Annotated in this window: 19 protein-coding genes; 16 read left to right on the top strand and 3 right to left on the bottom strand. The window is 39.3% G+C overall.

Going from position 1 to position 25,907, the window contains the following annotated elements; translation table 11 throughout:
- Positions 1-30 precede the first annotated feature (30 nt).
- The 4 genes from ABC374_RS20715 (at position 31) to ABC374_RS20700 (ending at position 3,831) form a co-directional block, all read left to right on the top strand.
- The gene (locus tag ABC374_RS20715) at positions 31-879 is read left to right on the top strand and encodes an ABC transporter ATP-binding protein (protein WP_350300168.1); all 849 of its coding nucleotides are present in this window, start codon (positions 31-33) and stop codon (positions 877-879) included.
- Positions 830-1,750 carry an iron-hydroxamate ABC transporter substrate-binding protein gene (locus ABC374_RS20710; protein WP_350300167.1) on the top strand — a complete coding sequence of 307 codons (921 nt, stop codon included), beginning with the start codon at positions 830-832 and terminating at the stop codon, positions 1,748-1,750. The genes ABC374_RS20715 and ABC374_RS20710 overlap by 50 nt, the downstream gene beginning before the upstream one ends.
- Positions 1,751-1,816: 66 nt before the next feature.
- Positions 1,817-2,827, top strand: a complete 1,011-nt coding sequence (locus ABC374_RS20705; RefSeq protein ID WP_350300166.1) for a FecCD family ABC transporter permease — start codon at positions 1,817-1,819, stop codon at positions 2,825-2,827.
- The gene (locus ABC374_RS20700; RefSeq protein WP_413019613.1) at positions 2,824-3,831 is read left to right on the top strand and encodes a FecCD family ABC transporter permease; all 1,008 of its coding nucleotides are present in this window, start codon (positions 2,824-2,826) and stop codon (positions 3,829-3,831) included. Before ABC374_RS20705 ends, ABC374_RS20700 begins: the two co-directional genes overlap by 4 nt.
- 80 nt (positions 3,832-3,911) lie before the next feature.
- On the opposite strand, the gene ABC374_RS20695 is transcribed toward ABC374_RS20700, so the two are convergent.
- Both ABC374_RS20695 and ABC374_RS20690 read right to left on the bottom strand, forming a co-directional pair.
- Complete coding sequence (locus ABC374_RS20695) at positions 3,912-4,859, bottom strand: response regulator (protein WP_350300164.1); 948 nt, start codon at positions 4,857-4,859, stop codon at positions 3,912-3,914.
- Positions 4,860-4,863: 4 nt separating this feature from the next.
- A complete protein-coding gene (locus ABC374_RS20690; protein ID WP_413020415.1) occupies positions 4,864-6,126 on the bottom strand; it encodes a sensor histidine kinase in 1,263 nt (420 codons plus the stop codon).
- A gap of 435 nt (positions 6,127-6,561) precedes the next feature.
- On the opposite strand from ABC374_RS20690, the gene ABC374_RS20685 reads away from it, so the two are divergent.
- From ABC374_RS20685 to ABC374_RS20675, 3 genes are all read left to right on the top strand, one after another.
- Positions 6,562-7,551, top strand: a complete 990-nt coding sequence (locus tag ABC374_RS20685; protein ID WP_350302953.1) for a glutaminase — start codon at positions 6,562-6,564, stop codon at positions 7,549-7,551.
- 197 nt (positions 7,552-7,748) lie between these two features.
- Complete coding sequence (gene aimA / locus ABC374_RS20680; RefSeq protein ID WP_413019612.1) at positions 7,749-9,383, top strand: glutamate/serine transporter AimA; 1,635 nt, start codon at positions 7,749-7,751, stop codon at positions 9,381-9,383.
- Positions 9,384-9,848: 465 nt separating this feature from the next.
- Positions 9,849-11,744 (top strand): PrkA family serine protein kinase, encoded by a 1,896-nt coding sequence (locus tag ABC374_RS20675; RefSeq protein WP_350300162.1) that lies wholly within the window; start codon positions 9,849-9,851, stop codon positions 11,742-11,744.
- A 195-nt stretch (positions 11,745-11,939) separates the two neighbouring features.
- On the opposite strand, the gene ABC374_RS20670 is transcribed toward ABC374_RS20675, so the two are convergent.
- A complete protein-coding gene (locus ABC374_RS20670) occupies positions 11,940-12,149 on the bottom strand; it encodes a hypothetical protein (RefSeq protein ID WP_137019792.1) in 210 nt (69 codons plus the stop codon).
- 118 nt (positions 12,150-12,267) lie between these two features.
- Here ABC374_RS20670 and ABC374_RS20665 point away from each other — a divergent pair, with 118 nt between their 5' ends.
- The 9 genes from ABC374_RS20665 to ABC374_RS20625 all read left to right on the top strand — a co-directional run bounded on the left by ABC374_RS20665 (position 12,268) and on the right by ABC374_RS20625 (position 25,884).
- The gene (locus ABC374_RS20665; RefSeq protein ID WP_063235975.1) at positions 12,268-12,447 is read left to right on the top strand and encodes a hypothetical protein; all 180 of its coding nucleotides are present in this window, start codon (positions 12,268-12,270) and stop codon (positions 12,445-12,447) included.
- 455 nt (positions 12,448-12,902) lie between these two features.
- Positions 12,903-14,072, top strand: coding sequence for a sporulation protein YhbH (yhbH, locus tag ABC374_RS20660; protein WP_101223356.1), 1,170 nt, complete (start codon positions 12,903-12,905; stop codon positions 14,070-14,072).
- Between the two features lie 1,572 nt (positions 14,073-15,644).
- Positions 15,645-19,067 carry a toxin Cry1Ac domain D-VI-related protein gene (locus ABC374_RS20655; RefSeq protein ID WP_413019611.1) on the top strand — a complete coding sequence of 1,141 codons (3,423 nt, stop codon included), beginning with the start codon at positions 15,645-15,647 and terminating at the stop codon, positions 19,065-19,067.
- Between the two features lie 183 nt (positions 19,068-19,250).
- Positions 19,251-19,772, top strand: coding sequence for a hypothetical protein (locus ABC374_RS20650; RefSeq protein WP_413019610.1), 522 nt, complete (start codon positions 19,251-19,253; stop codon positions 19,770-19,772).
- A gap of 639 nt (positions 19,773-20,411) precedes the next feature.
- A complete protein-coding gene (locus tag ABC374_RS20645) occupies positions 20,412-21,767 on the top strand; it encodes a nucleotide sugar dehydrogenase (protein ID WP_413019609.1) in 1,356 nt (451 codons plus the stop codon).
- A gap of 60 nt (positions 21,768-21,827) precedes the next feature.
- Positions 21,828-22,523, top strand: a complete 696-nt coding sequence (locus ABC374_RS20640; protein ID WP_413019608.1) for a YveK family protein — start codon at positions 21,828-21,830, stop codon at positions 22,521-22,523.
- 23 nt (positions 22,524-22,546) lie between these two features.
- Positions 22,547-23,254, top strand: a complete 708-nt coding sequence (locus ABC374_RS20635; RefSeq protein ID WP_350300157.1) for a CpsD/CapB family tyrosine-protein kinase — start codon at positions 22,547-22,549, stop codon at positions 23,252-23,254.
- Between the two features lie 60 nt (positions 23,255-23,314).
- The gene (locus ABC374_RS20630) at positions 23,315-24,046 is read left to right on the top strand and encodes a tyrosine-protein phosphatase (protein ID WP_350300156.1); all 732 of its coding nucleotides are present in this window, start codon (positions 23,315-23,317) and stop codon (positions 24,044-24,046) included.
- 26 nt (positions 24,047-24,072) lie between these two features.
- Positions 24,073-25,884: a polysaccharide biosynthesis protein gene (locus ABC374_RS20625; protein WP_413019607.1), complete on the top strand. Its 1,812-nt coding sequence runs from the start codon at positions 24,073-24,075 to the stop codon at positions 25,882-25,884.
- Positions 25,885-25,907: the final 23 nt, after the last annotated feature.

Raw genomic sequence — 25,907 nt, 5'->3', positions numbered from 1 at the left:
ACCTATTTTTCAGTAAATGGAGGTTAAAAAATGGTTCGCCTATATACAGAGGATTTGAATATTGGCTATGGTGAACGTTTAATTGTAAAAGATCTCAGTGTGGAAATTCCAGATAAAAAAATCACGACGATCATCGGTTCAAATGGATGTGGGAAATCGACACTTTTGAAAGCGATCACCAGAATCATTTCAAACCAATCAGGTACGGTTGTTTTAGATGGGGTGAATATTTCAAAAGAAAGCACTAAGATCCTTGCAAGAAAAATGGCCATACTTCCGCAGACACCCGAGAGTGCAAGCGGTTTGACGGTTGGGGAGCTCGTATCATATGGGCGCTTTCCCTATCAAAAAGGTTTTGGGCGCCTGACCCAAAAAGACTATGATGTGATTGATTGGGCACTTGAAGTGACCGGCACGAAAGACTTCAAGTTCCGTCCGGTGGATGCTCTATCAGGAGGTCAGCGCCAGCGTGTTTGGATTGCGATGGCCCTTGCCCAGGAAACGGAAATCATCTTCCTTGATGAGCCGACCACCTATTTGGATATGGCGCATCAGCTGGAGGTTCTAGAATTATTACAAAGGCTGAATGAAGAACAGGGACGTACAATTGTCATGGTTCTTCATGATTTAAACCAAGCTGCTCGCTTTGCCGACTATATCATTGCCTTAAAGGACGGGGAAATAGTTAAAGCGGGAGATTGTGAAGAAGTCATCACTCATGAAGTGCTTAAGGAAGTATTCCATATTGATGCGGTAATCGGACGAGATCAACGAACGAACAAACCAATGTGCAGCACATACAATTTACTAAAAGGAGATTTGACAACAAATGAAAAAGATAATGATCCCGTTTATACTGCTGTTAGTGTTAATTATTAGTGCTTGTGGTAACGAGTCAGCCGAAAAAGAAAAAAGCTCGGCTTCCAAAAAGGAAAAATCAGGTACCATCACATATCAATCTGAAAATGGTCCTGTTGAAGTTCCGGCAGATCCTCAGCGTGTTCTAGTACTATCTACTTTCGCAGGTAACGTAATGGCTTTGGATGTTAACCTTGTAGGTGTCGATTCATGGTCTAAAATGAACCCGAACTTTAAGGAATTAAAAGATGTCGAAGAAGTGACGGACGAAGACCTGGAAAAGATTATCGAGTTGGATCCGGATTTAATCATTGGTTTATCAACGATTAAAAATGTTGATAAATTAAGTGAAATTGCTCCAACCGTAACGTATACATACGGAAAAGTGGACTATTTAACACAGCACGTAGAAATTGGCAAGCTTTTGAATAAAGAAAAAGAAGCCCAAGCTTGGGTGGATGATTTCAAAAAACGGGCAAAAACAACCGGTGAAGACATTAAAGCCAAAATCGGTGAAGATACAACCGTTTCCGTATTCGAAAAGTTTGACAAACAGTTCTATGTATTTGGCGATAATTGGGGTCGTGGAACGGAAATCCTTTATCAAGAAATGAAGTTGGCCATGCCTGAAAAAGTAAAAGAAGCTGCGTTGAAAGATGGTTACTTTGCTTTATCTTTAGAAGTTCTGGCAGACTATGCTGGTGATTATGTGATTTTGAGTAATAATAAAGACGAGGACAATTCATTCCAACAAACTGATACGTATAAAAACATTCCTGCTGTTAAAAACAATAAACTATTTGAAGTGAATGCGAAAGAATTCTACTTCAATGATCCAATAACATTAGATTACCAGTTAGACTTCTTTTCCAAAAGTTTTCTTGGAAAATAATACAGCGAGGGAGAGGGATTCCAATTCCTCTCCTTTTATTCTATAAAAAAGAGATGAGAGAGACAGATGACTAATGAAAATCAACGTTTCATCCCATTTATATATAAACTGATCATAGGGATTGCTGTATTCATAGGCATGTTCATTATTTCAATGGCATTTGGTGCGGCGGATGTTACTGTAAAAGATGTCTGGCAAGCACTGACATCAAATGCTGCCGGTGAAAAGCTTTCAATTATCCGGGAAATCCGTTTCCCGCGTGAAGTGGGGGCAATCTTCGTGGGTGCAGCGCTTGCCGTTTCTGGTGCCATCATGCAGGGAATGACCAGGAATCCACTTGCCGATCCGGGGTTGCTTGGATTGACGGCAGGAGCCAATGCAGGTCTCGCCATCACTTTGGCATTTATTCCAAATGCTAATAACTTAGGAATCATGATTGCGTGTTTTATAGGTTCCGCTGTCGGGGCAACCATGGTTTTCGGAATCGGTGCGGTCAAAAAGGGAGGATTTTCTCCTATACGGATCGTATTGGCTGGTGCTGCAGTCTCTGCATTCCTATTTGCCGTTTCGCAAGGGGTTGGCATTTACTTCAAGGTATCAAAAGATGTATCGATGTGGACAGCTGGCGGGAATATCGGAACTTCATGGGAGCAGCTTCGCGTAATCGTCCCGTTCATTTTAATAGGCATCCTGATCTCCCTTATCTTTTCCAGACAGCTCACCATACTTAGCTTAAGTGAAGAAGTGGCGGTTGGCTTAGGGCAAAAGACAACACAAATAAAGGCGGTTCTTTTCGTAGTCATCATTCTCCTGGCAGGCGCAGCCGTTGCGCTTGTTGGAAATATGGTGTTCATCGGGTTAATGGTCCCCCATATCGTTCGGGCTATCGTGGGTACGGATTATCGATTCATCCTCCCTATGTCTGCTATTTTGGGAGCCACTTTCATGCTGCTTGCCGATACGATCGGGCGTACCGTCAATTCTCCATATGAAACACCTGTGGTAGCGGTTGTTGCGATGATAGGTTTACCTTTCTTCCTCCTAATCGTGCGTAAAGGAGGTAAAGCATTTTCATGATCCAGTCAGCTTTAGTCAAAAAACAGCGTTGGATAATAGGGGCATTAACTGCACTCATTATCATTACGATCATTATAGGGACGTGTTCGGGATATTCCAATCTTTCTTTAGGGCGACTGTTTCCAACGCTCTTCGGGCAAGGAACGTTTAAAGAGGAATTCATATTATTTTCCGTCCGCTTACCGCGAATCATCATCACCCTTTTAGCAGGCATGGCCCTTGCACTGTCGGGAGCCATTCTACAAGGTATCACACGTAATGATTTAGCCGATCCCGGAATCATCGGGATCAACTCAGGAGCAGGTGTTGCCATTGCGGTTTTCTTTCTGTTTTTCCCGCTTGACGCTGGTTCGTTTGTTTATATGGTTCCGCTTGTCGGTTTTATCGGCGCGTTACTGACGGCCTGTTTAATATATATCCTCTCATACAAGAGAAAGAGTGGCCTTGAACCCGTTCGGTTAGTGTTGATTGGCGTAGGTTTTTCAATGGCGCTTTCAGGCCTGATGATTGTCCTCATTTCGTCAGCGGAACGAGCGAAGGTCGATTTCATCGCCAAATGGTTGGCGGGAAATATATGGGGCACGGACTGGCCTTTCATATGGGCAATCATTCCATGGTTAATCATCCTCATTCCATTCACTTTATATAAAGCAAATCGTTTGAATCTGCTTGGTTTAAGTGAACCGGTCGCAATTGGGGTCGGTGTATCGATTGAAAAGGAGCGGATCGTACTGCTGATCACGGCTGTAGCATTGGCAGCGGCTGCCGTTTCTGTTACAGGCGGAATTGCATTCATTGGACTTATGTCCCCGCATATAGCAAAATCCTTGGTAGGACCACGAAATCAACTATTCATTCCGGTTGCCATTTTAATCGGTGGATGGCTATTGCTGCTTGCCGATACGATAGGCCGTAATATAATTGAACCCGAGGGGATTCCTGCAGGTATAATGGTCGCATTGATCGGTGCTCCTTATTTCATGTATTTATTGTTGAAAAAATAAGAACTTGCTAAAATCCCCTGAAATCTTCAGGGGATTTTATGTTTTTTGAGTGCTTCCGCCGTTTTTTGTTTTAATAGGGGTTATCTATATCTAATCATTTCATCAGGATTCAATCGTTTCGCTTCGAAATAAAATACTTGAATAAACTTTTTTGTATTTACCCGGGTAGGTGTAAGAACTATAGTTGAATCATTTTGCAGTTCTTTCATCTTTTGGCGAACGACTGTGAAATCAAAAAATTTGGAAGCATAATTTTCAAACTTCGGATTTGAAAAATCCGTTAAACCGAGCGAGGCAAAATGATTTAACGAATGGTTGATCGTTCTGCGTATTCGCTGTTCGGCAGCTTTTATTTCTCGATTGATATCAGCCTGCAAAGCTGATGTGCCGAGCTTTTTTTTGGTGATTTCTACAAAGATATCCTTAAGGGTAGGGAAATGCTTTCCAAAAGTAAAAGTCCTTTCATACATAAATAAATATTGAAGCATCTCCATTAAATCTTTTGCGCCATTTTCTCCAACGATTCCTAATTCCGATAGTAGGAATTCACCTACCTCACTTATACTTTTTTCATTAAAACTATTGGATTTATCAACTTTTGGCTGTTCAAAATTCAATACACCATTCAAAGAGGCTTGGATATTTGTGATCGATCTTTCTAAATGAATCCGTTCCATAACTTTTCGGATAACTGTTAATATTTCAATACGATTGATTGGTTTGGTAATATAATAATCTATTCCAAGTGAGTATGCCTCACCAATCAGCTCCTTTGATTCAACCTGCGAAATCATTATTATTTTTCCGTTAAATGTACTTTTTATATGACGAAGTGTCTCAATGCCATCCCGGATGGGCATTAATAAATCAATGAATAATATATCAATTTGTTTTAAATTCAAAATATGTCCTTCCAATAGACTTCCATCCTCGGCTTCCTCCACCACTTCTCCTAAATCTTCGTTCTCTATAATTTGGCTTAAGTTCGAACGTATGGCACAATCATCATCTGTTATAAAAAAACGCATGGAATCATCCTTTCTGGATCAACTTATGAATGGGTAATCTTATTGAAAAAACGGCGCCGTTAAAACTATTCTCAAACAGGATATCGCCTCCCAGTTCTTTTACGACCTCTTTAACATATGAGAGACCAATCCCTGTTGAGGGTGTCCCGAAATGATCATATTTTGAAGTAAACCCAGGTTTGAATATCACAGTCTGATATTTTTGAGGAATTCCAGGTCCAGTATCAGCAACTTTAAATTCTACATTGTCATGAATTTCACCCAAACTTAAACGGACGATTCCCTTTTCTTTAATTGCTTCAACTGCATTTGCGACTAAATTATTGAAAAGAGATAACACGGTATACACATGATAATGTGAATCATTTTTTTCATCCAATGAATATTCAAATTGTATATCCTTTCCTAGTGATAATGCATATTTTTCATTAATTCGGATAATTAAATGAAAAAGTTCAGCAGCATTCATATAATCTTTAAAACTCTCATTGGAAATCAATTTGGAGAGACCGGCAAAAATCCGTTGATTATCTTTCTTGACTTCATGCATTTCACCCGCAATGCGCAATGCTTTTTGACTATATGGCTCTGTAAGAACATGAAGTTGCTTTTCCCGTTTTTCCAATGCTTTTAATTCTCGATACAAATCATACGATTTCTTTGTAATATTCTCAGCATTTTTTAATGTTTTTTTTAAATGAATCGTTTCCTCGTATAAGTTGGAAATGAGCATCAGCATATGTTCATTTTGTTTTCTGATTTGTCGTTCCCTTGATTGTGCTTCATAAAGTTTCATCATATTAAAAAAGCTTAAAACGATAAAACTGTGGGCGAATGCGATCATGATCATCTCGTTTAGTGAACCTAGCGTAATTGTTGTTTCCAACACAATATATTGAAAGATCAATTCTACAGAGTCGGACAATATTTCGATAATGAGACCAATAAATCCAATAATCAAAGATCGGTTTTGAAAGCGATTGATTTTCACCAAATAAAAAAGAAAGCAGTAGGTGAAATAAAAGAAAAAACTAGGATAATGAACTTGGAATGCGGAAGCCCAGGAAAAACTATCATGCATGAAAAAATCTATAAGAATACGAAATACCACAACCATTGTTCCTGTCAGGAAGCCCGAAAAAATGGCAGGTGTTTTCTGTAATAATAGTAAAAAGAAGAAAAGGACAGGCGGACCAAAACTTACCCGAAACGTTTCATTTAAAGGATAAAAACTCAATTCGCCTGCTAATGGCACCGTTAACAACATCAAAGCAAGAATATTGACCTCTTTTTTCATTAACGTACTGAGGTTCAAGTCGTCACCTCCCAATTTGTTTAAAAAATCAGTATACAGTTTCATCGGCTTCAATACAACGCTTACTTTGTTCCAGAATGGAACGGCTTAAAACCAATTATGGCAAAACCAATCTGTTTTTCTATCCACAAAAAATGGTAACGGAACATGTAAGATGATTCCGTTTTTTTAGTGGATTTTTATTTTTTAGAATTTGTAGGTTTTCGTATGATTATGTAGTTCCCAATTTAAAATTAATGGCAGATAGAAATTTTTGAAAGCGCTTAACAATATTTTGAATATTCATTATGTTTTCTTCGAAGCTATACAAGTAAGCTTGATGGCATTCGGTAATACGCTCATATTGAAAAAATAATGATACAACAACTGAAGAGGTGGAAAAATGTGATTGAAGAATTGTCAAAAGAGTATGACATTCACGTTAATAGTCAAAAGCAAGCCGACTTAGATGAATGGGTAGCACATTACAGATCCTTTGCTACTGAAGGGCAAACCGCCAATTATATACCGGCATTGAGAAATGCACACTTATCGCAATTGGGCATTTGCATACTGGAGCCTGGTGGATCAATGATCAAGTCAGGGGATTGGGAAGTCCCATTCACACTGCAAAGTATTTCAAAAGTGCTCAGCTTTATAGCCGCATGCTTGGGTTGCGGCATTTCTTATGTGTTAGAGAGAGTCGATGTGGAACCGACTGGGGATGCTTTCAATTCAATTATTCGTTTAGAAATGCATAAGCCGGGAAAGCCGTTCAATCCTATGATAAATGCCGGGGCGATCACCATAGCTTCGCTTCTCCCAGGGGATTCTTCACAAAAGAAATTAGAATTTCTCTATACATTATTTGAAAATTTGTTAGGAAAGCGCCCGGCCATCAATGAGGCAGTGTATCAATCTGAGTGGCAAACCTCTCATAGAAATAGAGCTTTGGCTCACTATTTAAAAGAGACGAATTATTTAGAATCGGATGTAGAGGATGCTTTAGAGGTTTACCTCAAACAATGTTCCATAGAAGTAACCACAGAAGATATAGCCCTGCTTGGGCTGATTCTTGCACAAGATGGATACCATCCGATCCGTAAAGAACAAGTACTCCCAAAAAAAGTGGCTAGGCTGGCCAAAGCATTAATGCTTACTTGTGGTATGTACAATGCTTCGGGTAAATTTGCGGCTTTTGTGGGGGTGCCTGCCAAAAGTGGAGTATCTGGCGGAATCATGGCACTTGTTCCTCCCAGTTCCAGAAGCGGGCTTCCTTTTCAAGATGGATGTGGCATCGGTATATACGGACCTGCCATTGATGAATATGGGAATAGCGTAACAGGTGGTATGTTATTGAAACAAATGGCACAGGAATGGGATCTTAGTATTTTCTAAAAAGCAGGGAAGAGTTTTTCATATAAAAAAGCAATATAGGGGACTTCCATATATTTTCCTTATCAATTACTAAACTTTAGCAAGAGGTGATGCTATGCAGCACTCTCTTTAAGATTAGACGAACTTGAAACAATTCATAAATCAGTTAAGAACGTCATTATAAAAGAATGAAATTTGGAAAGCATGGTGATGAACATATGAATAATTTGCAGCGAAAGATGGGTACGTTTTCGTTAACGATGGTAGGACTCGGGTCAATTATTGGCTCAGGCTGGTTATTCGGAGCTTGGAAAGCGGCACAAATCGCAGGACCGGCTGCCATTATCTCTTGGATTATCGGGATGGTTGTTATTTTATTTATCGCACTATCTTACAGTGAATTAGGGGCTATGTTTCCTGAAGCTGGGGGAATGGTAAAATATACACAATACTCTCATGGCTCGTTTATAGGGTTTCTTGCAGGTTGGGCAAACTGGATTGCAATTGTTTCTGTAATTCCAGTCGAAGCGATTGCTTCTGTTCAATATATGAGCTCATGGCCATGGAAATGGGCACAGTGGACACATGGTTTAGTAGAAGATGGGAGTCTTACCGGGGGTGGCTTGGCAATTGCCTCTGCATTATTGGTCGTCTACTTTTTATTAAATTACTGGACAGTTAGTTTGTTTTCAAAAGCAAATTCATTTATTACAGTCTTTAAGGTTATTATACCTGGACTGACGATCGGCTCACTTTTATTTGCCGGTTTTCATGGATCAAATTTTACCTCTGCAGGAAGTATCGCTCCCAATGGTTGGGCAAGTGTACTTACAGCTGTAGCAACTTCCGGTATCATCTTTGCATTTAACGGTTTTCAAAGTCCGATTAACATGGCAGGTGAGGCAAAGAATCCTGGACGTTCGATTCCATTTGCAGTAATAGGCTCCATCTTAATTGCAACGGTTATCTACGTTTTATTACAGATTGCATTTATTGGGGCCGTTGATCCGTCCATGATTGTGAATGGATGGCAACATTTGAATTTCAATTCACCGTTTGCTGATTTAGCAATTGTCCTAGGTATAAACTGGTTAGTTATTTTACTATACGTTGATGCTTTTATTTCTCCTTCCGGGACGGGAATAACATACACGGCGACAACGTCACGAATGCTTTATGGAATGGAAAAGAATAAATATTTGCCAAGCGTGTTTGGAAAACTTCATCCACTTTATGGTATCCCTCGTCAAGCCATGTTTTTTAATCTAGGTGTATCTTTCTTATTTTTATTCATGTTTAGAGGCTGGGGCGTATTGGCAGAGGTTATTTCGGTTGCGACATTAGTCTCTTATATTACAGGTCCAGTTACTGTTATGACATTAAGGCGCACCGGTCAGAATTTATACAGACCATTACGTCTAAAAGGATTAAGTATCATTGCACCGCTTGGCTTTGTTTTTGCTTCTTTGGTTTTATATTGGGCAAGATGGCCACTGACAGGACAAGTATTATTTATCATAATGATTGGTCTCCCCGTTTATTTCTATTATCAAGCAAAAATCAATTGGAAGGGATTCCGTCAAAACTTCTTGGCAGGGGTTTGGATGGTTGTTTACTTACTCTGTATGATGACCATTTCATACTTAGGCAGTGAAAAGTTTGGTGGAATAAACATAATCCCATTTGGTTTGGATATGGTCATCATAACATGTTTATCTCTAGGGTTTTATAGTTGGGCAATAAAGAGTGGATTCCAAACAGAATATTTGGAACAAGGTCAAAAAGTAAATGAAGACTTGAGATCGATGGAGAATAACATTGCAGCTCACACTGATAAAAAGGACGCTGTATAAATGGTGTAGCCACTTCATTGACTGACATGCTCTAACTAAATCGATGAAGGGTGAAAAAAAGGGGACGGCAAATTTAATTTGCTGTCCCCTTTTTGGAATTTAAGAAAGGCTGTTATTTTTTTATTTCACACCTGGTTTATCATTATACCCGGCAGTGAAGATAGCGGCTAAAAATGTAATAGCAACCCCAACGATAATAACTGTGCCCATGCTGTGACCTCCCTTTACCCATATTGTCCCACTTAAGTATAGGCTTAGTATACCCTAATTTTTAGCAGTAGTGCACACAATTTTTCTTGTCAGCATAATTGTCTTCGATTCTTCAATGATTAAGCCTTTTTCGATACATGGAGAGCCAAGGGCTATTCGAAACAATGGCCGGCGACTTTTTAAAGTCTGACATGTTTGTCAGACTTGGAGCATAGATTTAAGTATTCTCTGAAAGTGACAGGGGGAGGTTCCTTAATGGATATTTTAAAGAAAATCGAAAAATTTAGAGAAGATGAACAGAAGCTGAAGTGGGAAGGCACCTTCGCAGAGTACTTAGAAATATTGAAAGAAACGCCTTTAGTTGCTCAATCTGCTCATTCACGTGTATACAACATGATCAGAGATGCAGGGATAGAGGAAGTAAATGGGACAAAGAAATACAATTTTTTCAGCGGTCAGTTGTTTGGCCTTGAAGATTCACTGGAAAGGCTCATCGAGGAATATTTCCATCCGGCGGCAAAGCGGCTCGATGTCCGTAAGCGGATATTGCTTCTCATGGGTCCGGTGTCAGGCGGGAAGTCCACACTCGTTTCTTTACTGAAGCGTGGACTTGAAAATTATTCATTAAAAGACACAGGTGCCATTTATGCAATAAAAGGATGCCCGATGCATGAAGATCCACTGCATCTCATTCCGCAGTATTTACGGAATGATTTTTTTGAAGAATATGGCATCAGGATTGAAGGAAACCTATCGCCGCTGAATGTAATGAGGTTAGAACAGGAGTATGGAAGCAGGATAGAAGATGTGATGGTCGAGCGTATTTTCCTTTCTGAGGATAAGCGTGTTGGAATTGGAACATTCAGTCCTTCTGACCCTAAGTCACAGGATATCGCTGATTTGACGGGCAGCATCGATTTTTCGACCATTGCCGAATACGGATCTGAATCAGATCCGCGGGCCTATCGTTTTGATGGCGAGCTGAACAAGGCGAACCGCGGGATGATGGAGTTCCAGGAGATGCTGAAATGTGATGAGAAGTTCTTATGGCATTTGCTTTCATTGACACAAGAGGGGAATTTTAAAGCTGGCCGTTTTGCATTGATCAGTGCAGATGAACTCATTGTGGCTCATACGAATGAAACGGAGTATAAAGCGTTCATTTCCAATAAGAAAAATGAAGCATTGCATTCCCGTATCATTGTCATGCCGATTCCATATAATCTGAAGGTCTCTGAGGAAGAAAAGATTTATGAAAAAATGATCCGTGAAAGTGATGTCTCGGATGTTCATATAGCTCCGCATACATTAAGGGTGGCGGCAATCTTCAGCATCATGACCCGCCTGAAGGATCCCAAAAAGGGCGATATCGATTTATTGAAAAAGATGAGGCTTTATGATGGGGAAAATGTCGAAGGATTTAATTCCGCTGACATCAATGAATTGAAAAAAGAATATCAGGACGAAGGCATGAGCGGAATCGACCCACGTTACGTGATCAACCGAATTTCCTCTACGATCATTCGTAAGGAAAATCCGTCCATTAATGCATTGGATGTACTTATGTCTTTAAAAGCAGGTCTTGATCAGCATCCGTCCATTACGAACGAACTTCGGGAGAGGTATTTGAATTTCATATCACTGGCACGTAAAGAATACGATGCCATTGCAAAAAATGAAGTCCAAAAGGCATTTGTCTATTCATATGAAGAGTCGGCGAAAATCCTCATGGATAATTATCTGGATAATGTCGAAGCATACTGCAATAAATCAAGGCTGCGCGATCCATTGACTGGGGAGGAAATCAACCCTGATGAAAAATTGATGCGCTCGATAGAAGAACAAATTGGAATTTCCGAGAATGCAAAAAAAGCATTCCGCGAAGAAATATTGATTCGCATTTCTGCATATGCGCGTAAAGGTAAGCGATTCGATTATAATTCCCATGATCGTTTACGGGAAGCGATCCAGAAAAAACTATTCGCCGATTTGAAGGATGTCGTTAAGATCACTACTTCAACGAAGACACCAGACGAAAGGCAACTGAAGAAAGTGAACGAGGTCATCACGAGACTTATCGACGAGCACGGTTATAATTCCACATCAGCCAATGATTTGCTGCGCTATGTGGGCAGCTTGTTAAATCGGTAATCCATACTTTTTTGCCCCTGCCCCCAATCGGGCAGGGTTTTATGGCCTTTTGCGGAAGGTAAAATGAATTAAAGTTGGACTTCCGAATTCCGTTGAAATCATGCACCTTTCGCTAAAGGGTGATTATAAATAAAAGGCAAGAGATTATTAAAGCACCGGGCCCTTCTGAATGGAGGGAGTCCGGTGCTTTGATTTCTATTTAGTTACATTCAAGCCATACTGTTCAATAAGTGTAATAAGTTGATTCGGTGATAGTTTTTCTTCGCTATGATCGATTTTAATTTCCCCATCATCAACATCGATGATCGCGCGTTCCACACCTTCCGTTTTCATAAGTATGGACTCAAGATTTAAAATCGGACCTTCTGACGTTGCTTCCTTTACATAAAGGGTAGTTGTTTGCATACTTCTTGCACCTCCTTACATTTGCTCATAATGTCTTATCTATACCCCATATTTCCATTAGATATGTTACGTTTTGGATTTGGAAATATTGGGTATCAATAAGTAGAGGTGATGGCAAATGAGTAAGGAAGAATTGAAAAAAGAACATGTTCCGGAAAATAGCTCCATGGCTAAAGATTATGAAGAGATGAAAGAACTTGGAAAGCAGATGGAAAATCAAAGGACGAATGAAGAATTGAAAGAGTGGGATAAACGCCCAGGTACAGTTCAACATGAAATAGAGGAAGATAAAGATTGACGAATATCACAACCAGAATCATTCTATCTGTGTGAAAGGGTGTCCAGAAAAACTGCTGGTGCACCCTTTTTGTTGTATTCATAATTACACTGGCATTTAAATAACCCTATAATCCGACTAAAGAAACCTACTAAAAAACGAACAGACCTGATGATTATCAGGTCTGTTCGTTTTTTTGGAATATTTATTTTGCAGTAGCATTTTTTAAAAAAACTTTAAAGGGCCTTTAATGCCCATGTCAGGACTTGTCTAGTTCGTAGGTAAACGTCCATTATTGAATTTTGTTGTAAATTATCCAGCATCGCTGCATAAGATAGAGTAATACTTTTCTTTTAATCCGTTTTTTCGCACTGTATTTTTGATTGGAAAACTGGAATGATGTGGGCTTTCCCACACTAATTTATTATATGAAGGAATGATGAAAAGCGTGCAAACATTTTTAAGGGGGGAAGAGAATGTCGGAAGAGAGTAATCAACAGTATGTTATCTCACAGGAAAATTGGTCCCTCCATCGGAAAGGCTATGATGATCAACAACGTCATCAGGAAAAGGTGCAGGAAGCAATCAAGAATAATTTGCCTGATCTAATTTCAGAAGAAAGCATCGTGATGTCCAATGGCCGGGATGTTATCAAGATTCCCATTCGCTCCTTGGATGAATACAAAATTCGTTATAACTATGATAAAAACAAACATGTAGGGCAAGGCGATGGAGACAGTAAAGTGGGGGATGTGGTCGCGAGGGATGGCTCACCGTCCGATGCCGGGGCCGGTAAGGGCCAAGGTGCAGGTGACAAGGCCGGCGAGGATTATTATGAAGCCGAAGTGTCGATGATGGAATTGGAGGAAGCCCTGTTCAGTCAATTGGAACTCCCTAATCTTCAGAAGAAAGAACACGCGGAGCATACGCTTGAACATATCGAATTCAACGATATCCGCAAGACAGGCCTAATGGGAAATATCGACAAAAAGAAAACGATGATATCGGCTTTCAAACGGAACGCTTTAAGGGGGGACCCAGGTTTTCATCCTATTTATAAGGAAGATTTTAAATTCAAAACCTGGAATGAGATTCAGAAACCTGATTCCAAAGCAGTTGTACTGGCAATGATGGATACTTCCGGAAGCATGGGGTTATGGGAAAAATATATGGCTCGAAGCTTTTTCTTTTGGATGAACCGCTTCTTGCGGACAAAATATGAAACTGTGGAAATCGAGTTCATTGCCCATCATACAGAAGCTAAAGTTGTTCCGGAGGAGGATTTCTTTTCAAAAGGGGAAAGCGGCGGTACGATTTGTTCGTCCGTATACCGAAAAGCATTAGAACTTATTGATCATAAATATGACCCCGCGAAGTTTAATATCTATCCGTTTCACTTTTCCGATGGTGATAACCTAACATCCGATAATGTCCGCTGCGTTAAGCTTGTTGAAGAACTCATGAAGGTTTCCAATATGTTCGGATACGGGGAAGTCAATCAATACAATCGTCATTCGACATTGATGACAGCGTATAAGAATATCGATAATGAAAAATTCAGGTATTATATCCTTAAGCAAAAGGCTGACGTTTTCCATGCAATGAAGAGCTTTTTTAAAGACGAGGAAAGTAAGAAGTATGCTTGAAAAAACGCGCTAGCTTGTACTGGATTGTAGGGAAGGCGCCATTCTCTCTACAATCTTTTTTATTTATTAATCTGATTAAAAATATTCAGTTCCACATCGGGTGATGGCTGCTGTAAGTAACACTTGTTCATTCCTTTTTCACCTTCCTCCCAATAGGTAAGGATTATCTTTCTCTCTTTGATCATTTGTTTACTGCTCGATTCAATGACGTGATGAACAAATCTGCCTAGCATTTGTACGGAAATTCAAGATATAAAATGATGGTTTTCGTTCATGACACTTCGTTTCAATCCTTCTTCACCTGATGACTTCTTACTGGAGGCGCAATATAAAAAATGGTTTATCTCATTTCATTTTTGAAACGTTATGACTTTGAATATATTATAAAATAAAGTAGCAGTGAGGGACCCTTCCCAAAAACCCCATTGCAGAAAACCCATTCTCTGAGCGGTTCCAAAACATTGTACCTTGGATAACCCCTCTGGCTGCCTGTTCCCTATGTTCCCAGGGGGCAGGCTGTTTTTTTATGAATAATTTTTTCGCTCCTTTAAGAAATAAAAAGTACAGGTGGATTGAATATTAGTAGGTCTGTTTTCCTCAATAGAAAATTCGATTTTATTTGCGATGCCCACTCTTCCTTTTTATCCTTATGCCATTTAATCCAACGCTAGTTCTTCGGTAGTAAAATCAGCCGCTCTCTAATCTTCACCCGCTTTTTCGAAATCCAATGAAAAATGAACTGCATTTCTTTTCTGAACGAATGATTTTACTTTATGAAATACCGACACTCGCCTATTTGTATATAATGATGCCAGAATCTAAATCTAGATAATATCAACATCATGATAAAGGAGAAAGATGATGTCGAAGCAATTTAACTTTTTTTTACTATGGGTGTCACAAACTTGGTTCACCCTATTGAAATACAGGATCTATTTTATTCAAGCCTTTTTAGTCTTATTTTTGATGTATCTTTTATTAAATGAACAAGAAATAAATACGCTGAAAATCACCCTCATTTTAATAACTTCACTATCCTTTCTCAAAAGTGCCCATGGAAAAAAAGGGTGAATAAAAGTTTAAGTGGTATGTAAGGAGATTACGGTGAAAAGTTCTATGGGCGTGTACCAAGTGCGCTGGATGATATATATGTTCATGTAATCCGACGGAACGTTATGACAATGAGCTATAAGAAAAATAGAAGAAACTCTTCAGGGATTGTTAAAGGATAAATCCTTTCAAGCGGAAATGTGATAAGACGGAACCAATGGTTTCTCTTATCACATTTTTAGTTATATAACCATAATGATGTTACCCCCTAAAAGAAACTTTGAATTTTGGTGTTTAAACAGAGGATTGGATAAGAAGATATGCTTTTATAAAATGCTCGATTATTTCTTCCGATTAAACACATCGCCAAAAATGAAAATAATCACATGAAAATTGATGTTTAATGCCCTAATGTGGTTCCTAAAATGATTTTTTATGAATCATTATTGGAACGAGGTACTTCTCGAAAAAAAGTATTATTAATCTTGTAAGTAAAATTTTTTTTAGAGGAGCGTTTCTTTTATGAAGAAAAGTAAAATGTTAAAACCTATTAACGTTATGACAACATCATTTCTTTTAGCAAGTTCTCTATTAATGCCAAGTGCAGGATTTGCAGAAGAACTATCCACATCAAAGAATGAGGAAAGTTCGAATTCACAAGAGTCTGGGGTGAATAATCAAGAAACTCGTACACAAACTACCGAAACTCAATCTTCAGGGAAAGCAGCTTCAAAAATGATCGCAAATGAGGCAGTCGTCAATAATTTTCAAGAGTTGAAGGTTACCTTAGAGGCGGATAACGGCATTACAACGATTCATCTTGGACAAGACATCGATATCAGCGGGGCGATTAAAATTCACCCGAACAAATCAGAAATCGTGATCGAAGGGAACAATCATACTTTATCGGAGACAGCAAAGGCAGGATCGGCGATAGGTGGTATCTATGCCCATGGTATCGGCCATAAATTAAGCAGTATCCATGTAAAGGACCTGGAGATTAAAGGAAAGAACTATTATAGTCCCTTTACAATACATGATGATGTAAAAAATGTAGAGCAAATATTTGAAAATATAAGTTACAGCGGACCCCAACTAATCTGGAATCGCAACGGGAAAGCAATTTTCAAAGGAGGCAACGACATTGATATCAATGATCATGCAATGCCAGGATCCTCACCTGCCCAAGAAATGGCAGAAACTGGAAGTGTGGAAATCGATGGTGAAACTAAAATAAGCCATAATAATGGATATTCTCTTATTTGGTCGGTTACAAAAGAACCGCAATTTAAGATAGCTCCTAATGCGAAGGTGGAAATTAAGACACTTCAGAGTGGTTATGGACTATTTTATGCCACAGGTGGACATGCAGATTTTTCCATAGGAAATAACGCAAAGGTAACGTTTGATGGGGCAAAAGGAGTTACCGGCGCTGGAATGTTCAAGTCTTTTAACGTGGATGCCGGTGCGGATGTACAGATGAATAGATCAGGTACGGATGCATATCCAATGATTTCGCTTTATGGTCCTGCGCAGATCAATAATCAAGCGAAACTCCATGTAACTACAGAAAACGGTCATGCCTTGGAAGTGGAAAATAAACCCACCACCATTGATTTTAATACTCCTGAGAATGTTGTCTTGTCCTCAGTGAACAAACAAGCATTAAATAATTTAAGCACATCCCTTACGATGAGCATGGATACGGGGATAGTGAAGCTTTGGACTAGTGCGACAGAAGATCCCACAAATAGTCATGTGGGCAAATCCGGTGACAACCTTACTTGGCAAGGTTTTTATAGTTTAAACGAAGCCAAAACACTTAGTGGTTCCCCAAAATATTTCAATATTGAACTTGCTAAAACAAAAAAGATTGAATTAGGAAAAGATGTAGATGGGCAAGCAGAAAAAGATTTAACCAATGCGAAGAACAAAGTGGAAAATCTGTTCACGGACGGTAAGTTCGATACATTGGAAGGCACGACGGATCAAGGGGCGATTGACGAAGCCCAAAAAGCGGTCAATAAGCTTCCGGAAGGTGCAGAAAAAGACCGTCTGCAAGATTTATTGAACAAAGCGCAAGATCTATTGAACAAAAAAGAACAAGCAGAAAAAGATCTAACCGATGCGAAGAACAAAGTGGAAGATCTGTTCACGGACGATAAGTTCGATACATTGGAAGGAACGGCGGATCAAGGGGCGATTGACGAAGCCCAAAAAGCGGTCAATAAACTTCCTGAAGGTGCAGAAAAAGACCGTCTGCAAGACTTATTGAACAAAGCGCAAGATTTATTGAACAAAAAAGAACAAGCAGAAAAAGACCTAACCGATGCGAAGAACAAAGTGGAAGATCTGTTCACGGACGATAAGTTCGATACATTGGAAGACACGACGGATCAAGGGGCAATTGACGAAGCCCAAGAAGCGGTCAATAAGCTTCCAGAAGGTGCAGAAAAAGACCGCCTGCAAGACTTATTGAACAAAGCGCAAGATTTATTGAACAAAAAAGAACAAGCAGAAAAAGACCTAACCGATGCGAAGAACAAAGTGGAAGATCTGTTCACGGACGATAAGTTCGATACATTGGAAGACACGACGGATCAAGGGGCGATTGACGAAGCACAAAAAGCGGTCAATAAGCTACCTGAAGGTGCAGAAAAAGACCGTCTGCAAGATTTACTGAACAAAGCGCAAGATCTATTGAACAAAAAAGAACAAGCAGAAAAAGATCTAACCGATGCGAAGAACAAAGTGGAAGATCTGTTCACGGACGATAAGTTCGATACATTGGAAGGCACGACAGATCAAGGGGCGATTGACGAAGCCCAAAAAGCGGTCAATAAACTTCCTGAAGGTGCAGAAAAAGACCGTCTGCAAGATTTACTGAACAAAGCGCAAGATCTATTGAACAAAAAAGAACAAGCAGAAAAAGACCTAACCGATGCGAAGAACAAAGTGGAAGATCTGTTCACGGACGATAAGTTCGAAACATTGGAAGACACGACGGATCAAGGGGCGATTGACGAAGCCCAAAAAGCGGTCAATAAACTTCCTGAAGGTGCAGAAAAAGACCGTCTGCAAGATTTATTGAACAAAGCGCAAGATCTATTGGATAAAGATATAACGGCTCCAAATGCACCGAAACTAAATGTAGTTACAACAAACAGTAAAGAAGTAACAGGAAGCGGTGAACCTGAAGCAAATGTGACCGTCACGATTAATTCCAAGAAATATACTGGAGTTGTAGGTCCAGATGGGAAATTCGCGGTTGCAATTCCAAATCAACCAGTCCATACGGTTATTACTGTTACCCTTACCGACGCGGCAGGGAATGTCAGCGATAGTTCATCTGTTAAGGTAGTTCAGTTTATGCCGAGTGAACCTGTTAAGCTCAATACTGTGTACCCAAATGCAGAAGTTATATCAGGAACTGCACCTGAAGGAGCAACGATTGTACGCTTATTGGTAAATGGCGAAGCACTGCGTACGGCACCTGTCAATGAAGATGGAACATTCAGTATATACAGTAAGTATGTAGGAGTAGATGGGAATGGAAATAATAAAACCCTACAAGTAGGCGATATCGTAACGGTTGACTACGGTGTTCGGACTCCATCGAACCTACAAGCTCATACTACGGTAATCAAGGAAGCGGAGAAACTGCAGGTGAATCCTGTAGCTCCTAATGCAGATTATGTGACGGGCAAGGCGCCGGAGGGAACTAAGAGTCTCCGGTTGCTAGTGAATGGAAAAGCGCAGAGAACAGTGTCCCTTACTCAGACTGGGGCCGGAACCATTAATCCAGATGGAAGTTACCAAATTTACAGCCGGTTTATTGTGGATGAAAATGGGGTTACTCGAAGATTGCAAGCGGGTGATGTCATTGAAGTTGACAATGGACCTCTAGTAGTTGGAGGAGAAATAGCAAAAACAATAGTGAAATAATCAAAGTGATAATGATGTAAGAAGGCCTCTCCTAAGTGGGTCCTTCTTACATGTTTAAAAACGCTTCTTAAAGTCTTTGAGTATTTTTTCTTTTCAAAATGAAGTCCAATTTTCAAATGAGATCAAAGGTACTGAAGAATCTCTCATTAAGAAGGATTTATATTTTTAAAAAGGAGTGGAATCATGATAGTGAAGAGAAGATTCAGAGGTATTTGGATCTGTATATTAACTTTAACCATATTTTTGACTGGCTGCATTTCAGGAGGAAAGGATACTAAGGATGAACCGGGAGGAGTGCCAAAGCAAACGGTTTCCACCGCTAAAGGTTATGCAGGACAGGAGAAAGACATATCTGGCGTAAGTATTGGGATTGAAGAAGCATTGCAGCTCGAGCATCCAGATCAAAAAGGGAAAAAAGTTTTACAGTTACAGCTGAAGGCAACTAATAAAACGGCAGAAGAAAAATTTGTTGACGTTTTTGAAATGTCGGTATGGAATCAAGAGGGTAAAAAACTACGTATCTATCCAGGAGATAATCTTGGCACGAAACTGGCTCCTGGAAAAAGTGTAAAAGGAAATGGATACTATGTGATTGAAGGAAAGGGACCTTACAAGGTGCGGTATGAAAATACTGAAACGAAAGATAAGCAGGAATGGTCTATTAACAAAGTGAAGGACATGACAGAGGACGTATCTGAAAAGTAGTATGTAATTTCGTTTTGACTGAACATTTGAGTTCCCCCGATGAATGGCACCCCGGTTAAAGGCCATTCAATCGGGGGATTTGTATTTCCTGAACGATAAGAAGAATGGAGTATCGGATAGAAAAAGACTATGTGCGTTTTTATCAGTGTTTGCTAGTTTTTTTAAGGGACGTCCATTATAAATGTGAAATGTGTGTGATTAAGTTCTGATTCAAAATGAAATATTTAGTTATGGAGATAGGTGTGTTGGCTAAAAAAAGTTTTAGTTTTACCCTAACTATTCACTTGTACGGGGCTTTATGGCTTGTACCTCAAGTCAAAAGAATAGGTGTTCTGGTTAAATAGGGTAGATGAATCAAAAACAGAACGCTTCATTCGAAATCTGGAACCAGCAACAAAAATAATTATGATAATTTATTAATGCTGACGATAAAAATTAATGGGAAACTCACAAGGCGAATTTTCAAGGCGGAACTCTAGGTATGTATTTCAATCATAAAAAATGATATATCTGGTCAACTTTGCTGATTTAGAAAGATAGCGTTAGGAATTTGCTGGTTTATTTGTAGTGAATTTTCATTGAGACCTAATAATTTAAATGTTCGTTATGTTCTGGTAAGGGAAATGGAGGAGTTGAATCATGATAACAGCGTTAAAACGAGAAAGAGAGCAACAAAAAAATAATGGCCAATACTCGCACAAATCTGCTTTGCAAAGAGAATTAAAGAACAAGACCGCTAAAGTCGGAGTGATTGGATTGGGTTATGTTGGTCTCCCAACTGCTTGCCATTACGCATCTAAAGGTTATACGGTGACAGGATTCGATGTCTCTGAGACAAAAGTGAAAAGTTTAAATAACGGAATCAACTATATTAATGATGTAGATAATGACGGGCTTAGAGAATTGATAAACCAAAAGCAATTTACTGCGACGACGGATATGAAGCTGCTTGGAGAAATGAATGTCCTTTTGATTTGTGTCCCGACTCCGGTTAATAATTTGAAGGAACCTGATATTTCTTATGTTAGGGATGTAGGGAGAATTGTCGCTGAACATGTGAAAGAAGGTACATTGGTTATTTTGGAAAGTACAACATATCCAGGAACGACAGAAGAATATATCTGTACACCATTAACAGAAAGAGGCTTAGGGATTGGGAAGAACCTTTTTGTAGCATATTCCCCAGAAAGAATAGATCCGGGAAATAAAAGGTTTAATTTAAGCAACACTCCAAAGGTTGTCGGGGGAATGACGGAAACCTGTACAGATCTAGCTTGCAAGTTCATCGGTCCAACAGCTCATCGTGTTAAGGGGATTCGTGTTGCAGAATTAAGCAAAATCTTTGAGAACACTTTCCGATGGATTAACATGGCTTTGGTCAATGAAATGACGGTTTTATGTAATGATTTGGAAATTGATATATGGGAAACGATCAATGCGGCTTCTTCAAAACCATACGGGTTCATGAAATTCACCCCAGGAATTGGTGTCGGGGGGCATTGCATTCCGGTCGATCCATACTACTTGCTCTATAAAGCAAAAGAACATGGTCATCGGACAAAAATGATTGAATTGGCTGGTGATATTAATGACGGAATGATTCATTATTCTTATACGCGCATACTTGAATTGCTTGCAGCCAATGACAAGCTCATGAAACACTCACATGTTGTGGTTTTAGGTGCAACTTACAAAATTGATATTGATGATTTAAGGGAAAGCCCGGTCGTCCGCTTACTTGAACGATTACAAAACAAGGTCCAGAATCTAACCGTCATCGAACCCTATGCAAAAGAAATCCGAATCAATGAACAGGTTCTACAGGTGGTAAAATACGAAGCTGCCATTCTTCAAAAAGCCGATTTAGTTGTCATTGGAACACCACACAATTGTTTTGACTGGAAAAGCGTCCATGATCATGCTTCATTAATATTCGATTCCAAAAATGTGATGGAGGAAAATGGACTGTTTTCTGATAAGGTCGCAAAATTATAGGAATTGGAAATTAGAAAATGGATAAACGGAAAGTATTTTACATGGATTGGAGTTGATTGAATGGCGGAGGCACTCAATATAAAAGATCTTTTTCAAATGATGAAAAAACGCATCGTGCTCATTATCATCTTCACAACCTTATTAACGGCAATGACGGGAATCGTTAGCTTTTTCATTCTTTCACCTGTTTACCAAGCTTCTACACAAATCTTAGTCAATCAATCTAAAGAAAAGTCAGAACTTTACAATGTAGGAGAGATTCAAACCAATATTCAATTGATTGAAACGTACAGCGAAATCATAAAAAGTCCAATGATGTTAGAAAAAGTCAAAGAACAACTGAATCTTGACATGTCAAATTCAGCATTATCGGAACAAATCAAAATTGTCAGTAATGGGAATTCACAAATTTTCACCATTAAAGTTGAGGGGGCTGACCCTAAAATTGCTGTTAGTGTTGCAAGTGCAATTACGGATATATTCCAAGATGAAATAAAAACGCTTATGAATGTTGACAATGTCAATGTCTTATCCAAAGCAAATATAGGAGATAATTCCTCACCTATAAAACCGAATCCGATCATGAATACGATCGTTGCATGTTTTGCAGGGTTAATCATAAGTTTAATTCTTACATTCATGATCGAATTTTTCGACAAGACAATCAAGGTTGAGTCTGATATTGAAGAACATTTAAAGATCCCGATGCTAGGCATCGTAAATTTAATCGAAAATAAAAAAAACCGGAAATTATAAATCTGTAATCAGAACCTCAAGAGGTGAAAAGCTTGACACGCAATAAACGACATAAAACGACTGAGATAAAAAAAAGAAGCAGTATTTCCATGTTGAAATCGAAGTCACCGGTTGTGGAGCAATATAGGACGATTCGAACGAACCTTCAATTTTCCGCTGTGGAAAAAGACATAAGGTCGATGATTTTTACCTCTGCAAATGCAGGTGAAGGAAAATCGACGACTTCAATCAATGTCGCAGCAGTTTTTTCTCAGCAAGGGAAACGCATTCTCATCATAGATGCAGATTTGAGAAAGCCGAGTGTTCATACTAACTTTAATATGGAGAACTACTTGGGGTTAACGAATATCATTTCAAAGCAAAATCAATTGCTTGATGCTGTACAACCTTCCATTTATCCCAATTTAGATGTGTTGACAAGTGGACCAATCCCTCCAAACCCATCGGAGTTGCTTGGTTCTAACGGAATGGTGACAGTGTTGGATGAAGCAAAGCAGCATTATGATTTAGTAATCCTGGACACACCGCCTGTTAATGCAGTCACAGATGCTCAAGTACTAGCGAGTATGACAGACGGCGTGGTTTTGGTGTTGAGCAGCGGGAGCACTGAAATACATCAAGCACAAAAAGCAAAGGAATTACTTGAGAATGCAAATGCAAAGCTTTTGGGCGCAATCCTAAATAAGAAAAAACAAAAATATCCTGACGAATACTACTACTATGGGAAATAAAATAAGTAGTTTGGAAGTTGTTAAATATAGCATTCGGGTTAGGTTAAAGAGGGGATAACGATGATTGATATTCATAGTCATATTTTACCGAAGATGGATGATGGTGCTGGAGATATCCAAGAAAGTATAGAAATGGCGAGAAAAGCTGTAGATCAAGGGATTTCCAACATTATTGCAACCCCTCATTATAATAAGGGGATATATGAAAATGATAAGCAAAAAGTCGTGAATGAAGCTGCAAAATTGAACCTGGTGCTAGATGAACTGGAAATCGGGCTAAAAGTATGGCCAGGGCAGGAAATCAGGATATCCGATGAACTTTCAGATGATTATGATAATAACGAAATCATGGGCTTGAATGGTTCGCAGTACATCCTTCTCGAGCTGCCTTCAAACCATGTGCCAAGGTATACGGAACGATTAATTTATGAACTGCAATTGAAAAGGCTGACACCGATCATTGCTCATCCAGAGCGGAACTTGGAAATAATAAAAAATCCGCAACTTCTAAAAGAAATGATTTGGAAGGGTGCGTATTCACAAATAACTGCAGGGAGCATCACGGGTAAATTCGGATGGAGAACAAAAAGGTTTTCTAAATATTTAGTTCAATCAGGTCTTTCTCATTTTATTGCATCAGATGCTCATAATGTAAGTAACAGAGGTTTTCAACTCAGGGAAGCACATAAGTTGATTGAAAAGAATTTCGGACCAGAAATAGTCGACGCCTATAATGAAAATGCCGAGAATGTATTATACGGGATGAAAGTTAAAGAATTCTTGTTTGACTAAAAATATTAATATGGGGAGAAGTAGATTTGACATACTATAACCGGCTTTTCACATTAGTCTTTCTGGACGCTTCGGTTGTTGTGACGGCTGTATTTTTAAGTTACTGGTTAATACATCCGTATGATGAAATACCAGCATTTACAATGATAATTACGCTTATTTTGCTTGTGTGTCATTATTTCTTTACTGTTTATTTGAAACAGTATAAAAAGGCTTGGGAATACGCCAGTATCAAGGAAATGTTTAATATATTCATAGTAACGGCCTTTTCTATTACAATTACGGCCGCCTTTCAGCTATATTTTACCCATTTTCTATATAGTAGAGAACTTTTCATTACTTGTATTCTATATATGGCCATGATTGGGTGCTCACGTTTGGCATGGAGGATCTATTTTGAACGATACATTAAGCAATCACCCAATAAAAAAAGAACGTTGGTCGTTGGAGCAGGGTCTGCAGGGACGATGATAACGAGTCGGTTGTTAAAATCCAGCAATATAGACTTAGTCCCGGTTGCATTCGTTGATGATGATAAAGCGAAGCTAAGTTTAGAAATCTTCAATATACCTGTAGTAGCAGCAACAAAACATATTTCTCATGTGGTCGAGCAATACAAGATCGAACATATCGTGATTGCAATCCCTTCTTTGAAAAGAGAGGAAATAAATGCGATTCTTTCGGAATGCACCAAAGCTTGCAAAAAGACTCAAATTGTCCCTAGCCTGGAGGCGATTGTTCAAGGGAAGGTTCCAATTAATGAATTGCAGGATATCCAGATGGAAGACTTATTGGGTCGCTTACCCGTTCAACTTGATGATGAAGGGATCTCAGAAAGGATTGTTGATAGCACAATTTTAGTAACCGGTGCCGGCGGTTCAATTGGATCGGAAATCTGTCGTCAGATCATGAAGTATAATCCAGCTAAAATTGTATTGCTTGGACATGGTGAAAACAGCATTTATGCGATCGAGTTGGAATTGCGGGGGGCTTATGCAGATACAATTGAGATCGTGACCGAAATCGCGGACATTCAGGACCGCCGGAGGATGTTTCAGGTAATCGACCATCATAGGCCTAATATCGTCTATCATGCAGCCGCCCATAAGCATGTACCGCTTATGGAGTCCAACCCTAAAGAAGCGGTGAAAAATAATATGATAGGCACTATGAATGTTGCGGAGGCATCGGAGGCTGGCATGGTGGATATTTTTGTCATGGTTTCTTCAGATAAAGCCGTAAATCCGACAAGTATAATGGGTGCCTCTAAATGTTTGGCCGAGATGATGATCCAGTATAAGAGTTTGTCTAGTCATACTAAATTTGTAACGGTCCGATTTGGAAATGTCCTTGGCAGCAATGGCAGCGTCATTCCACTCTTTAAAAAACAAATAAAAAAAGGGGGACCTATGACAGTCACTCATCCGGATATGATTCGCTATTTCATGACGATTCCGGAAGCTTCAAGATTAGTCATTCAGGCAGGGGTTCTGGCCAAAGGCGGAGAGGTATTCGTACTTGATATGGGCGAACCTGTCAAAATTATCGATTTCGCTAAAAAGCTTATCCAACTGTCAGGCTACACCGTTGAAGAAATTGGGATAACTTATACTGGAATCCGGCCAGGTGAAAAATTATACGAAGAATTGCTTGGGGAAGACGAAGTTTATTTGAATCAGATTTACCCGCAAATCCATATTGGAAAACCAAGAGAAGTAAATTGGAAAGCGATAAAAGAGATCATCACAACATATGATGCCATGAGCGAAGAAACGTTAAAAGATAGAATGCTTGATTTGTCGAATTACAGGAAGAATAACAAAATTCATATACCGTGATAATGCCTCAAATCCAGGTGATG

Source organism: Peribacillus phoenicis (genome assembly GCF_047238085.1).
Taxonomy (GTDB): Bacteria; Bacillota; Bacilli; order Bacillales; family DSM-1321; genus Peribacillus.
This window is presented reverse-complemented; position numbering and strand designations above follow the sequence as displayed.